Raw genomic sequence first — 13,687 nt, 5'->3', positions numbered from 1 at the left:
GTAGAGACGTTGCATGCAACGTCTCTACAGGGCAGAATAAAGTGCATCTTCATCAAGAAACGGTATAAGTTCTTTTATTAACGTTTTTAGGCAGATGATTAATGACAGATGAAGAGTTAGAAAATCAAACTTGTAAAAATTATCCTGACAATTTGTCAGATTTCGAGTTAATGTTTTCAGGTGTATGACTCTGCTACAGTTGTCAGGTACTATTCGTGACTAATCAAGAGCAAAAAACCTCTCGTTCGTTCGCTGGGATTGCTGGTATTGTTGCCGCAGCCACTTTAATTAGTAAAGTTTTCGGTTTAGTGAGGCAACAAGCGATCGCAGCTGCTTTCGGTGTGGGTGCGGCTGCTACTGCTTACAGCTACGCCTACATTATCCCCGGTTTTCTTTTAGTATTACTAGGCGGTGTCAATGGGCCGTTACATAGTGCAGTTGTCAGCGTTTTAGCCAAGCGCAAGCAAGAAGAAGCCGCCCCCCTAGTAGAAACTGTGACTACCTTGGTGGGTGGAATACTCTTATTAGTAACGGTAGCCCAGATTTTCTTGGCAGATAATATTGTAGATATTGTAGGTCATGGTTTGCAGGAGAAAACGCGAGCGATCGCCATTCAACAAATCCAAATCATGGCCCCGATGGCTTTATTCGCCGGCTTAATTGGCATCGGTTTCGGTACTCTCAACGCCGCTAATCAATATTGGCTACTCTCCATCAGCCCCCTGTTATCTAGCGTCACCGTTGTTATCGGTATCGGTATCATGGCTCTGCAATTAGGCAAAGACATCATCAAGCCCGAATACGCCTTCATCGGCGGTATGGTGTTGGCTTGGGGAACCTTGGGCGGTGCAATTCTCCAATGGTTAGTGCAGTTAATTGTGCAATGGCGCTTAGGGCTAGGTACATTACGCCTACGCTTTGATTTTCAATCCCCTGGAGTTCAGGAAGTGATTAGAGTGATGACTCCCGCAACGATTTCTTCGGGGATGATGCCGATTAACGTTGCTACAGACTTATACTTTGCTAGTCCCATTCCCGGTGCGGCGGCTGGTTTTAACTATGCCAATCTTCTCGTACAAACGCCTTTAGGAATTATCTCTAATATTATATTGTTGCCTTTATTACCCATCTTCGCCAAACTAGCGGAACCAGAAAACTGGCCAGATTTAAAATTACGCATTCGTCAAGGTTTATTACTCACTGCTGTCACAATGCTGCCCTTGGGGGCGTTGCTAGTAACTCTATCTGTGCCAATTGTCCAGGTAATTTATGAACGCGGTGCATTTAAACAAGATGCGACAAAGTTAGTTTCATCCCTGCTGATTTCCTACGGTATTGGGATGTTTGCTTATTTGGGGCGAGATGTTTTGGTAAGAGTATTTTACGCCTTGGGGGATGGACAGACACCTTTTCGTATCAGCATCTTTAATATCCTTCTCAACGCCCTATTAGATTGGTTTTTCGTGAAACCTTTCGGCGCACCGGGTTTAGTATTAGCTACAGTCGGTGTCAATTGTAGCTCTATGTTGATGCTCTTGTTTATCCTTGACCGCCGCCTCAACGGTTTACCTTGGCGGGAATGGGGTTTACCCATCCTGGGTTTAACTGCGGGTAGTGTGGTAGCGGGTATTGCTAGTTTTGGTACACTGGTTGCTTCTCAGCAATTGTTAGGGAAAGAAGGTTTATTCGTCCTGATTTTACAGTTGTGTGTATCTGGTTTGGTAGGGATTGCGGTGTTTGCTGCGATCGCCTCATTCATGAGAATACCAGAAGTCAACACTTTTGTGGTGCGGATGCGTCAGCGCTTCCTCAAGAGATAGATTTTTTGCTACTACCAAATTTGAGCGATCGGCACTTTGGCAACTTCAATCTTTTTCTTACTGGTATTCTAATTACACTCTATGTCATCCACGCCAGAGTTATTAGTTGTCAATATCCCTGGCTAACCACCGGGGATATTTATTAACCTTTTAAAGTTGAACTTTATAGTAAATGAAAATCAAGAATAACCCAAAAACATTGGTTTGGGGTGTAGGGGTGTAAGTATAAGGGTGTAGCGCAAAGTCTGTAGCTTGCTTCTCTAACGAGACGCTACGCGAACCCGTAGGGTGCGCCGGCTTCCGGCGTTCCCCGAAGGAATTGCCAAAGGCATCAGAACTTTGTAACAGAGGGGTTGATGAAACGATGATTCTCTCGTTAGTAGGGGCGGGTTAACCAAGATCATCATCAATCATGAAAGGTATTTGTTAACCCGCCCCTACAACTGCTTGGTGAAAAACCTACACTTGTGAGCGGGCTAACCCTCCTACAGAACTTTTCGCTGCGTACATCTGCTATCAATTTTTCCAAATCTATCGCCACATTTTAGTCTGGAAACGCCAGTATTCATTGGTATTAATTTACTCTTAATTATTAATTTCAAAACCCAAGTATTACATTAATAATAGCAATAAGTATGATTATGTAAATTTAATCATACTTATTTTTCATGTCTGCTTAAAAAAAGCTTTTCAATACAGCTATTACAAAATCTGTTTAAAGCTATTGCTACTTAAAAATGAAGTTTTAGTAGAGTAATTACTTAAGTGTTGCATTTTTATTTTGGATATATTTTAATAATGTTAATTGAACTCCGTAAAAATACTCTTTCTTGACAAAGATAAATTTAAGTAAAGCATCTTACCCGTAATCATACTTTTGTATATACGTAATCTCTCGAAAATCACTTCACAACGGAGATAAATGCAGGAGAAATGATTGTAAGTTTTTCATTTTCCTGTTTGTCAATTGCTGGTACATAACAACAACCCAAAATTATGGTCATGGTAACAAAATCCCTAGTTCGTGTTTTACAAGTAGCTGGAATAGCTGTTACAGTTTCTGTAACTTCTTTAGCTGTAGCGCCTCAAGCTCATGCGGCATTACTATATACAAGTTCTGCTTCTTTCACGAAACAACCCACTGATCTCGAACCTAGCAATCCAGATTTAAAATTAACACTGAGTAAATATAAACCATCAGCAAAAGAAACTGTCAATAAGGTAGTCGTTACCCTAGAATCGGAAATTGAAAGTTCCGGTTCAGTGACTAATAACTCTCCTCGTACAAGAAATTTTACAGTAGTCAGTAAATTAGGTGAATTTACTGTTTCTCCCAATGCTGGCGCTCCCTCAACATTAGCTTCCTTTAACCTATTCTCAGCCTCACCAGAACTTGTTTCCCAAGCATTTACTTTAAAAAAAGGTGAGACAGGCAACTTTGGGACTTTTGTCAAAAGTGATAAAAATTCGCAAACATTTGAGAATAATTCAGACATTCAGCAATTTTTAGGAGTAGGAAATTTTAGTTTTTCTCCTTCTGCATTAGTCAATGCTACGTTTACCGGCTCAGGTAACAATAATTTTCAAATCAACACACTTGCCAGCGTAAAACTTACAGTAGATTACTATGGTGAACAAATTGTCAGTAATCCACCAAGAGTTCCCGAAGCTTCTACCACATTGGGGATTATTGGACTAGCTAGTGCTGCCTTCGTTTCCAAAAAATTAGGAGCATGGCAGAAGTCTGTAGGGTAATTTAGTCCTGATTAATACAACATTTAGATATAGCAGTTTCGCTATTCGTGAAATACTGTAGAGACGTTACATATAAAGTCTCTACATGGTATTGGGTATTACGCTTGTACCTCATCTACCCAAAATCTGCTGTATATCCTAGATGTTGTATTTTCCTATAGCAATTCTATTTGATTTGTGAAAGTTAGTGAGCTTCAGATCCCCGACTTCTCTAATATCATGTCCGCTTAAATACTTATCATATATTGGGGGCTGGTAATAGGTAATCGGTAATCGGTAATGGCTCACAACAATTACCTATTAGCTATTACCAATTACCGACCAAAACAATCATATTATAAGTAATTAGCCGAACTTGATATAAGAAGTCAGGGATCTTATTGGTCACGAATGATTTAGGATTGCTAGATGCTTGCTTTATATTTAATGTAGGACTTACGCAACTGGCATATTTTTTCTGTAGGGTGTGTGAGGAGCGATAATATTTGAACGTAGTCATGAGACTTGTAGCGTCACGCACCAACCACCAATTGTGACACTTGCGTAAGTCCTGTAATAGTTAGGTATAGGCAGGATTTTTCCTAATCTAATAAGTTAGTAATTTTAATTACCCATATCGTTATAAATTCAATGACTTTTTGTCAATCCTTACATTTGCGCTTACGCAAGCATTCTTTTGTTTGTTCATCTCTAGCAGATATTTGCCACGGCATTATCTGTAATTGAATATTGTAACTGCTAGCCACCAAAGCAGTTGTATTCAAAAATGGATTGATAAAACTTTCTACCTCACTACTATTCACAAGATTGACTTCGGCATTGTAAAAATAAATAGGCAATGCCAAACAGCTAAGACAAATTCTCCTTTTCATCACAACCTCAGCAAAAATTACGTCCGCCAACGGTGAGCGAACTGATAACTTGTTCTGTAGATAGCACCAGATGAACGGGAACTTAGAAACTGAGCATTGTTCTATTGATGCGGTATCGATGTGTGCAATGCTACTAATTGCAGAAACCTGTGGCAACAATTCCTCTTCCTATCCATATGCAGACAGGTAGGGCAAATATCTTTCCCAAGTGCGGAGTCAACAGTAGATTAATTTCCCCATACTCTTATATTCTGACATATTTCTCAGTTCATGCTTACCTACAACCAGGATTTTGGTTTTGCATGGGTCAATCCTGTTATGGTAGCTGCTTCCCCAGATACAATAGTTAGCAAATGTTGCCTACCACCTGAGCTATGACCCCCTCACAAGAAGTAGATACAATCAAAACTCCTGAGATTGACACAGAAGGATATGGCAACTCAGATATTGATTCTGTCGATGATGAGTTGCCCGGTGAAGTCGAAATGTCCCTATTCGACCACCTAGAAGAGTTAAGACAGCGTATCTTTTATTCCTTAGCTGCTGTAGCGGTGGGCGTAGTTGGCTGTTTCTTTGCCGTCAAGCCAATTGTGCAGCTGCTAGAAGTTCCCGCCCAAGGCGTTAAATTTCTCCAACTAGCCCCTGGAGAGTATTTCTTTGTTTCCCTCAAAGTAGCGGGCTACAGTGGCTTGTTGCTTTCTAGCCCCTTCATCCTCTACCAAATTATTTTGTTTGTTCTCCCCGGACTAACTCGCCGCGAACGTCGCTTGTTGGGGCCAGTGGTTTTAGGCTCAAGTGTTTTGTTTGCGGGTGGTTTAGTATTTGCCTATTTATTACTCATTCCCGCAGCTTTGAATTTTTTCATCAGCTACGGTGCGGATGTAGTAGAACAACTTTGGTCAATTGATAAATACTTTGAGTTTGTATTGTTGCTTTTATTTAGCACTGGTTTAGCTTTTCAAGTGCCAATAATCCAACTTTTACTAGCTAATTTAGGTATCGTTTCCTCAGAGCGAATGATTTCCGGTTGGCGATTTGTGATTATGGCGGCTGTAGTTTTAGGCGCTGTGCTAACACCCTCTACCGACCCCCTGACCCAAAGTCTTTTGGCTGGTGCGGTGCTGACTCTTTACTTTGGTGGTATTGCTTTGGTTAAGCTAACTGGTAAATAACATCACCATGCAAATCAGTTATGAAGACTTTGAAAAAGTCGAAATTCGGGTTGGCAAAGTTATCAAAGTAGAAGCGTTTACCAAAGCAAGAAAACCTGCTTACAAACTGTGGATAGATTTTGGTGATTTGGGGATGAAAAAATCTAGCGCCCAAATCACCAAACTTTATCAGCCAGAAGATATTATTAACAAATTAGTATTAGCCGTAACTAATTTTCCTCCGCGCCAAATTGCTGATTTTATGTCTGAAGTTTTGGTGTTGGGTGTAGTTTTAGATGATGGTGAAGTGGCTCTCATTCAGCCAGACAGAGATGTACCTTTGGGTAAAAGAATTTTATAACTGTAGTAGGGGACAGGTTATAGGTGACAGGTTACAGGCGCTCAATCGCTGCTTGTTGTAAAGATTTTTTAATTTATTTATAGGACACCCATCTCATTTTTGAACTAAATTCAGTACATATCTATTCCCTTCCCTGTTCCCTGTTCCCTAAGATCACACCATCCATTCCGAAGAGCGATCGCCTAAATCTAGAGGTATGCTCACCGCTTTACCCAGGCGGGGACGCTCTTTTGTTTGGGTGATATATGTTCTCACCTGTGCTGAACTACCCAAGGCATGAAGGTAATTGGCAATACCATCAAGATGCTCTTGATATTCTGCCTCATTCATGGGGAAAGAAGCTTGCTCTAGATACTTCCACATAATCTGCAAGAATATTTTGCCTTGTGTGCGCCGAAACTGCACATCATAAGAATGTCCCCATTTATCCAGCAATAGTTGGTGTAATTCCTGTCCTGTCATAGTTTTCTCAGCTAGATTTTACATTTAGTTATGACGTTAAGTTCCGTAACTCAAGTATGATAAGGATATAAAGAAATGTAATGCTAACAAAAAAGATGCTCGATATGTCTTGAAATAAAGATTAACAGCATCGGGACAAGCGTTAGCATTTCAACTCAGACAGGAGTAGCTCAAGTATTTTAGCGCTCTTGTCTAATGCTGCTTAACAAAATACACGAAGAGCGCGTAAATTATGGCTCAATTTTCTGAATCAATGGACGTTCCCGATATGGGGAGACGTCAATTCATGAACCTGCTAACTTTTGGAACCGTTACTGGCGTGGCTTTGGGTGCATTGTACCCAGTGGTCAATTACTTCATTCCCCCAGCAACTGGTGGGGCTGGTGGCGGAACCACAGCAAAAGACGAGCTGGGCAACGATGTTAGCGTCAGCAAATTTCTAGAAAGCCATAATGTAGGCGATCGCACCCTAGTTCAAGGACTCAAGGGCGACCCAACTTATATTGTGGTAGAAAGCAAAGAAGCAATTACCGATTACGGCATCAACGCCGTCTGCACCCACCTGGGTTGTGTGGTTCCCTGGAACGCGGCAGAAAACAAATTCAAATGCCCTTGCCACGGTTCCCAATACGATGCAACAGGTAAGGTAGTTCGTGGCCCAGCACCAAAATCCCTCGCTTTAAGCCACGCCAAAGTCGAAAACGACAAAATCCTGTTGACTCCCTGGACAGAAACCGACTTCCGCACCAACGAAGAACCTTGGTGGGCTTAATGTTTAGTCAATAGTCCACAGTCCACAGCCCACAGTCCACAGTCCACAGTCCATAGTAAACACTAATGACTAATGACTAATGACTAATGACTATTGACTAATGACTATTGACTAATGACTCTTGACTCTTGACTAAATTCAATCGTTGCCCTTATTGAGATGAGAAATGCTTGTTCAACAGCGAGGTTAACTCGCAGTGCTAGAGCGATGGTAAAAGCATTGCTCATAGCGATCGCCAGCGTGACATTCTTCTTCACCAGCGACTTAGCCCTTCCCCAGTCTGCTGCTGCATATCCCTTCTGGGCGCAGCAAACCTACCCCGAAACCCCCCGCGAACCGACAGGTAGAATCGTTTGCGCCAACTGTCACCTAGCAGCAAAGCCCACAGAAGTAGAAGTTCCTCAATCGGTACTTCCCGACACCGTATTTAAAGCCGTCGTTAAAATTCCCTACGATACCAGCGTGCAACAAGTTGGTGCTGATGGCTCTAAAGTCGGCTTAAACGTCGGTGCTGTACTGATGTTACCCGAAGGCTTCAAGATTGCGCCCCAAGACCGCATTCCTGAAGACATCAAAGAAGAAATCGGTGATCTCTTCTACCAACCCTACAGCGAAGAGAAAGAGAACATCGTCATCGTCGGCCCTTTACCCGGTGAACAGTATCAAGAAATCGTCTTCCCTGTTCTTTCTCCCAACCCCGCCAACGACAAGAACATTCACTTCGGTAAATATGCAGTTCATGTCGGTGGAAACCGGGGACGCGGACAAGTTTATCCCACAGGCGAAAAGAGCAACAACAACGTTTATAACGCCTCTGCTACTGGCACAATCAGCAAGATTGCCAAACAGGAAGGCGAAGACGGTACTGTTAAATATCTCGTAGACATCAAAACTGAGTCTGGAGAGGTTGTTACTGATACAGTTCCCGCAGGCCCAGAACTGATTGTTTCTGAAGGACAAGCTGTTAACAATGGTGACGCTTTGACAAATAACCCCAACGTTGGTGGTTTCGGTCAAAAAGACACAGAAATCGTGCTTCAAGATGCCAATAGAGTTGGCTGGTTGATTGCTTTCGTTGCTTTGGTAATGTTAGCTCAAATCATGCTAGTTCTGAAGAAAAAGCAGGTGGAAAAAGTCCAAGCTGCCGAAATGAATTTCTAACATCTCTGATAAATCGATACTTGTTAGGCAGGCAACAGCCTGTCTTTTTTATTTGCACTGCTTATTTCAAACTAGAAAATCTAGAAATAGACTTCTTGCATAAATACTTTGGTGTTGCTGACTATATTATTTAAACGCTCACGCAAAGGCGCAAAGACGCAAAGAGGAACACAAAAGAATAACTATTGAAGTTATGTATTCATGCGTATTATCTAACAAAATATAAATTAGTATCAAAATATACTTTTATTTGCTGGTGAATAATAGATTAAAACTGGGAAAATATTATAATATCTGAGATTATTAAGTCAAAACAGATAGTTGTTAAAGTTATTATAATAACTCAGTATACGTCATACTTAAAATTGATTAACAAACTAGCATTAGATAATCTAAAAACTTAACCTAATTCTACTTTTGAGTTAAGGGCTTTCACAAGATGCTTTAGAAATAGGAATTATTAAAATCCTTAGAACATTACTGCTTGTTCCAAAGGGTAAGACCTGTGCAATTGACTCACAACCCCGGTTGATTTTGTAATAAATCAACCATATTATACAAAAATTTCAAATTTTCAGCTTTTGGATAAACTCAACATAACAATGTGTAACTAACTTACACATTGTTATACCACCTTAAACAGATTCTAGAATTTGTGTTATTATGGGTCTGAGAAAATTTCTCTGGCATTCTTATATAGTAAAAATATTAATTCTTGATAAAAAATAATATTAAAACTAACAATAATAACATAAAAGATACGCTAAACACAACAAACATAAACATAAAATTACACTATTACAGCTATTGTAATAAGTGTAATTTTGATGTTATATATTGTTAGTAGATTTCTGAATTAAATTATTGATAGGCTAATCTTAAAAAGAAGCAAAAAAAAGCTTCTAAATTTATTAGTAAGTGGTTTTTAAGCAAATACTTAGTATCTAAGTAAAAATTTGCTTGAACCATTCCTATCAGTTCAGAAGCCGAAAACATATTTTAGATATATTGATTATGCCACAAAAACATGGTTTTGCTGCCGATGAAAATCGGCACAGTAGTTTTTTGGAATTTCTTTGGACATCAATTTGTGATAACATCACGATCCCAAACGTGAAGGCGCTCATGAAACAACATGGACAGCTTCTCAATCTTAGCGAAGCAGAAGCGGTAATAGCTCTGCCGCCTACCTTACTGATGTTCCATCGAAAGGGTATCGATGGCAAAGAAATTGAACATCATATTGAAGTAGCATTTGAGAAGTTCTTCAAAGATTCCTGCAATTGTGAATCGAGCCTCAGAGTCTTATTAATAGCTTACAAGGCTTTCAAATAGCTGATGATTTTTGAGAGGGTGCTTTAAAGATCCTCTTTAGGATGCCAAGTAACTACAAATTCAACTCTACTAGAGTTAAATTTAATTTAACTCCAGTAGAGTTAAGGTATCCGACTATGACAACCTCAGTAGAATATATACCCGTTACCCCAATTGAATATCCAGATGAGGACGGTCAACCAGTGGCTGAAGGTGATTCACAAAGAAAGTATCTGCTATATGCAACGGATGTATTACAAATTTATTTTCAAAACCGTTCTGATGTCTACGTTTCTGGGAATTTATTTATATATTATGAGGAAGGTCGCCCAGAGTCGGTTGTTGCACCAGATGTATTTGTTGTGTTTGGGGTAGAAAACCGGGACAGACGTTCTTACAAAACCTGGGAAGAAAATAACAAAGCACCTGATTTCGTTCTAGAAATCACTTCCAAAAGTACCCGCGCCAAAGACCAAGGCGCGAAAAAAGGAATCTACTCCTTTCTGGGAGTGCGCGAATACTTCCAATACGACCCAACAGGCGATTATCTAAATCCTCAACTCCAAGGCTTACGCTTAGTTGATGATAATTATTTTCCCGTACCAGCTAACACCGCCGCAGATGGTACAGTTTCCGTAACCAGTGAAGTTTTAGGACTGGAATTGCGAATAGAAGCTGGGAAGCTACGCTTTTACGATGCAGGTACAGGTGAATATCTTCTTAGCCATCAAGAAGAAGCAGCCGCAAGACAAGCCGCAGAAACAGCTAAACAACAAGCTGAGGAAAAAGCGCAAAAGTTAGCGACTAAACTCCGAGAACTGAATATCGACCCTGATAATCTCTAACTCAGAAATTACGCATCAAAGTTATCTGTTGAGACTGGGTGTAAGGGTTTTTAACACCTGCACCCTTGTCGAAACCTTTGATTTTTCGTTTTTATGCGTAAGTCCTAATTTCATCATGGCGGTGGGAATTTCCCTACCTGCCTGATCGGTATGCACGAATTAACTCATATTGCCAAATATGTTGCAATAAAGTTATATTTATTTACATAAAGTTACAAAAATATATAAAAGAGGTTTGTGATGGCTATTTTATTTGCAGTGTTAGTTGTAGGTTGGGTTGCGGCTTCTGTTATCGGTTCCCTAGCATACTTCCTGGGAGAGCAGAAAAAGCCCATCCATGAGCGTAACTGGCGTTCTGAGTCTTTTGAAAAATTGGCTAAATCTATTACAGGTTTGGATATAGATTACACTGAGCGCACCCCAGCCTACGCGATGGATGCTTACACTAGCCAAAATCTGCCTAAATAGCAGCGAAAATGCTCAAATTCATCCGAATAAAACCCCCAGCAATAGTTGTTACTGGGGGTTTTTGCTTTGAGTAATTAAAAAATGGTCTAGAGGCTAGAGTATTTTACTCAGCACTCTTTACAAAGGACGATAAACACGGTAGTTAATATTGGGGAAGATATTATCCATTAATTCGACTTTTTCTAACCAACCACTGTCAAACTTGCCGATTTTGGCATCTTCATAGAGCTTATTAAAACGCATGAGGTGCGATCGCGTCCTTCTCACCGCATAAGGAACCATTGTTCCCGTCCGCATAATAAACGCCCAGTCGGAAGATTGCGCCAATAGTAATTCTCTCGCAGCTTGGTTAAGCGATCGCCATCCCAACTCATCTTCCGGTTCCATCTGCGAAATTTCAATCATCCGTTCCGCAGCTTTGTGTAAATGTGGATAAATCCAAGCATTGGTTTCATTCAACCAATATTCATGGAAACCCTTGTAACCCCAACTCGACTGAGAAGGACGACAGACTTGTTGATTAGGTTCTGCGCGTAAATAGTCTGCCAAATGAGTCATAGTATAGGTTCCTTGGTCATACCATGATTTGCGGAATAGGTAATCAATAAACCAAGGCCCCTCATACCACCAATGACCGAACAACTCAGCATCATAAGGTGACACGATAATCGGTGGACGCTGCATAATTCCATACAAATGCTCTGCTTGGCGTTCCCGGTTATACATGAAATTGGCGGCGTGTTCTGCTGCCTTTTCCCGCGCCCAGTAAGGGTCATACAGTGCTTTCTCTGATAAACCTAAACCGCGTCCGGTAATCTTATGATACTTAATCCCTGTATTTTTTCTCTGACCATTGGGCATAATGTAGGGCTTGATGTATTCATACTCAGCCTCCCAACCCAAATCTTTATAAAATTCCCGATATTCAGCAGCACCAGGATAACCAACCTCAGAAGACCATACCTGCTGAGAGGATTCATGGTCTCGACCAAAAGCTGCAACCCCAGTTTCGGTAAAAATTGGCGCGTAAGTACCGAAGCGAGGACGAGGACGAGCGTATAAAATACCATGCCCATCGGTGAGGAAATAACGTAAACCAGCATCTGCTAGCATCCGTTCCAAACCTTCATAGTAAGCGCATTCTGGCAACCAAATACCTTTAGCTGGACGACCAAAAGTTTCTTCGTAATGTTCGCAAGCTACTTGAATTTGCGCCCAGACTGCTTGGGGATACATCTTCATCAATGGCAAATAGCCATGAGTAGCACCGCAAGTAATAATTTCTAGGTTATTGGTATCTTGAAATTGCTTAAAAGCCGTGACTAAATCACCGTTGTAGCGTTCCCACATTTGCCGCGCTTCGTTGAACTCAGTAGCGTAGTGTTCGGCTAAGTAACGGATGTGACCATTGTGAGCATTATGCTCAACTTCTAGTTCCGTCAGTTCTTCAAGTTTGGCTAAATGTGCATCATAGCGTTCTTGCAACAAAGGATCACGCAGCATCGACACAAGCGGCGGTGTCATACTCATCGTAATTTTAAAGTCGATGCCGTCTCTCTTTAAGCCTTCAAATACTTTCAATAAGGGAATGTATGTTTCGGTAATGGCTTCATATAACCATTCCTCCTCTAGCACGTAGTCACTCTCAGGGTGACGAACGAAGGGCAGATGTGCATGAAGTACGAGCGCGACGTAGCCAATAGCCATAGTGTTCTGGGGTGATACTTGTTAAAGTGAAGGTCGAGGATTAGGCGGAAATTAACAATATTTTAAGACCTTCTGGGGATCGAAGTAGTCGTGCAATCTGGGGAAAATATAGTCGGGGATAGGGGATAGGTTACAGGGGACAGGTTACAGTGATTTAAGATTAGTTTTTGACTTAATATATCAGGCGATCGCATTCCGCAAGCGCGTCGCTCTTCGCTATATTTACAGCCACCGCCTGATACATAAAGACATTAACCAATCATAAAACTGTCCCCTATCCCCTGTCCCCTCATGATGTGGCTACAGTATTTCCTCTGGGTCAATACCAGCAGCACGTAAGCGTTCCGCCAATCTTTGCGCCCTTTGTCGTTCCTGTTCTAATTGTTCGTTAACCTGCTGTAACTGTTGGTTAGCTTCTTCTTCTGGCAACAAAACTAAATTACCATCTGGTGTAAAAAAGCGTAATTTTCTGCCCTCAATGCCTAAATATAGTTGTAATTGCTGACTCCACAACCAACCCGCAGAATTAGCTGCTATAGGCTGATATTGCCCATCTACTATATGAAAACCTTGTAATTCCAGGGTATTCGGGTCAAACCGGAAATAATCAGGAGTGCGAAATGTGTTCTGATATATTTGCTTTTTCAGCCCTCTATCAACTGCGGCTGTGGAATTAGACAATAATTCGATAATTATATTGGGGTATTTACCATCTTCTTGCCAGACAACCCAACTTTTGCGGTCTTTTTTTTCTGTATCTAGGACTACAAAAAAATCAGGGCCACGAAATTCTGCTGATTTTTTCTGGTTAGGACTGAAGTATATAGTCAAGTTGCCTGTAGCATAGAAGTCTTGGCGATCGCGCCAAAACGACTTGATCAAGCGGTTGACTCTCACCGGGCTAAAGCCACGGTGATTCAAACTGTTGCTACGAGGCAGGCTAAAGCCGTGCCTCTTCGCCTTTTACAGTTATTCTTCCAGAGAAATACTCTCTGTGGG

The 13,687-nt window shown here is 41.1% G+C and carries 13 protein-coding genes; 9 read left to right on the top strand and 4 right to left on the bottom strand.

The window, feature by feature from the left end; genetic code table 11:
• The first annotated feature begins 215 nt into the window (after positions 1-215).
• Together murJ and H6G83_RS12085 are read left to right on the top strand one after the other, a co-directional pair.
• Positions 216-1,820: a murein biosynthesis integral membrane protein MurJ gene (gene murJ, locus H6G83_RS12090; protein ID WP_190471903.1), complete on the top strand. Its 1,605-nt coding sequence runs from the start codon at positions 216-218 to the stop codon at positions 1,818-1,820.
• Between the two features lie 996 nt (positions 1,821-2,816).
• Positions 2,817-3,575 carry a choice-of-anchor E domain-containing protein gene (locus H6G83_RS12085; protein ID WP_190471900.1) on the top strand — a complete coding sequence of 253 codons (759 nt, stop codon included), beginning with the start codon at positions 2,817-2,819 and terminating at the stop codon, positions 3,573-3,575.
• A 641-nt stretch (positions 3,576-4,216) separates the two neighbouring features.
• On the opposite strand, the gene H6G83_RS35310 is transcribed toward H6G83_RS12085, so the two are convergent.
• Positions 4,217-4,603: a hypothetical protein gene (locus H6G83_RS35310; protein ID WP_242044556.1), complete on the bottom strand. Its 387-nt coding sequence runs from the start codon at positions 4,601-4,603 to the stop codon at positions 4,217-4,219.
• A 218-nt stretch (positions 4,604-4,821) separates the two neighbouring features.
• On the opposite strand from H6G83_RS35310, the gene tatC reads away from it, so the two are divergent.
• Both tatC and H6G83_RS12070 read left to right on the top strand, forming a co-directional pair.
• Positions 4,822-5,619: a twin-arginine translocase subunit TatC gene (gene tatC / locus H6G83_RS12075; protein ID WP_190471898.1), complete on the top strand. Its 798-nt coding sequence runs from the start codon at positions 4,822-4,824 to the stop codon at positions 5,617-5,619.
• Between the two features lie 7 nt (positions 5,620-5,626).
• A complete protein-coding gene (locus H6G83_RS12070; protein WP_190471896.1) occupies positions 5,627-5,959 on the top strand; it encodes a tRNA-binding protein in 333 nt (110 codons plus the stop codon).
• A gap of 153 nt (positions 5,960-6,112) precedes the next feature.
• Here H6G83_RS12070 and H6G83_RS12065 read toward each other — a convergent pair whose 3' ends face one another.
• Positions 6,113-6,421, bottom strand: coding sequence for a DUF3067 family protein (locus H6G83_RS12065; RefSeq protein WP_190471893.1), 309 nt, complete (start codon positions 6,419-6,421; stop codon positions 6,113-6,115).
• 232 nt (positions 6,422-6,653) lie between these two features.
• Between H6G83_RS12065 and petC the strand changes: the two genes are divergently transcribed.
• The 5 genes from petC to H6G83_RS12040 all read left to right on the top strand — a co-directional run bounded on the left by petC (position 6,654) and on the right by H6G83_RS12040 (position 10,981).
• Positions 6,654-7,193 carry a cytochrome b6-f complex iron-sulfur subunit gene (gene petC, locus H6G83_RS12060; protein ID WP_190471890.1) on the top strand — a complete coding sequence of 180 codons (540 nt, stop codon included), beginning with the start codon at positions 6,654-6,656 and terminating at the stop codon, positions 7,191-7,193.
• 159 nt (positions 7,194-7,352) lie between these two features.
• Positions 7,353-8,354, top strand: a complete 1,002-nt coding sequence (gene petA, locus H6G83_RS12055; protein ID WP_190471887.1) for a cytochrome f — start codon at positions 7,353-7,355, stop codon at positions 8,352-8,354.
• A 1,014-nt stretch (positions 8,355-9,368) separates the two neighbouring features.
• Complete coding sequence (locus tag H6G83_RS12050; protein ID WP_190471885.1) at positions 9,369-9,689, top strand: hypothetical protein; 321 nt, start codon at positions 9,369-9,371, stop codon at positions 9,687-9,689.
• A 116-nt stretch (positions 9,690-9,805) separates the two neighbouring features.
• Positions 9,806-10,513 (top strand): Uma2 family endonuclease, encoded by a 708-nt coding sequence (locus tag H6G83_RS12045; protein WP_190471883.1) that lies wholly within the window; start codon positions 9,806-9,808, stop codon positions 10,511-10,513.
• A gap of 240 nt (positions 10,514-10,753) precedes the next feature.
• Positions 10,754-10,981, top strand: coding sequence for a photosystem II protein, Psb35-related (locus H6G83_RS12040; RefSeq protein WP_190471880.1), 228 nt, complete (start codon positions 10,754-10,756; stop codon positions 10,979-10,981).
• 117 nt (positions 10,982-11,098) lie between these two features.
• On the opposite strand, the gene H6G83_RS12035 is transcribed toward H6G83_RS12040, so the two are convergent.
• A complete protein-coding gene (locus tag H6G83_RS12035) occupies positions 11,099-12,688 on the bottom strand; it encodes a glycoside hydrolase family 57 protein (protein WP_190471877.1) in 1,590 nt (529 codons plus the stop codon).
• A 300-nt stretch (positions 12,689-12,988) separates the two neighbouring features.
• Positions 12,989-13,609: a Uma2 family endonuclease gene (locus H6G83_RS12030; RefSeq protein WP_242044554.1), complete on the bottom strand. Its 621-nt coding sequence runs from the start codon at positions 13,607-13,609 to the stop codon at positions 12,989-12,991.
• Positions 13,610-13,687: the final 78 nt, after the last annotated feature.

This window comes from Anabaena azotica FACHB-119, assembly GCF_014697625.1.
Lineage (GTDB): Bacteria > Cyanobacteriota > Cyanobacteriia > Cyanobacteriales > Nostocaceae > Trichormus > Trichormus azoticus_A.
The sequence above is the reverse complement of the archived record's forward strand: the minus strand, read 5'-3'. Positions and strand labels throughout refer to the sequence as shown.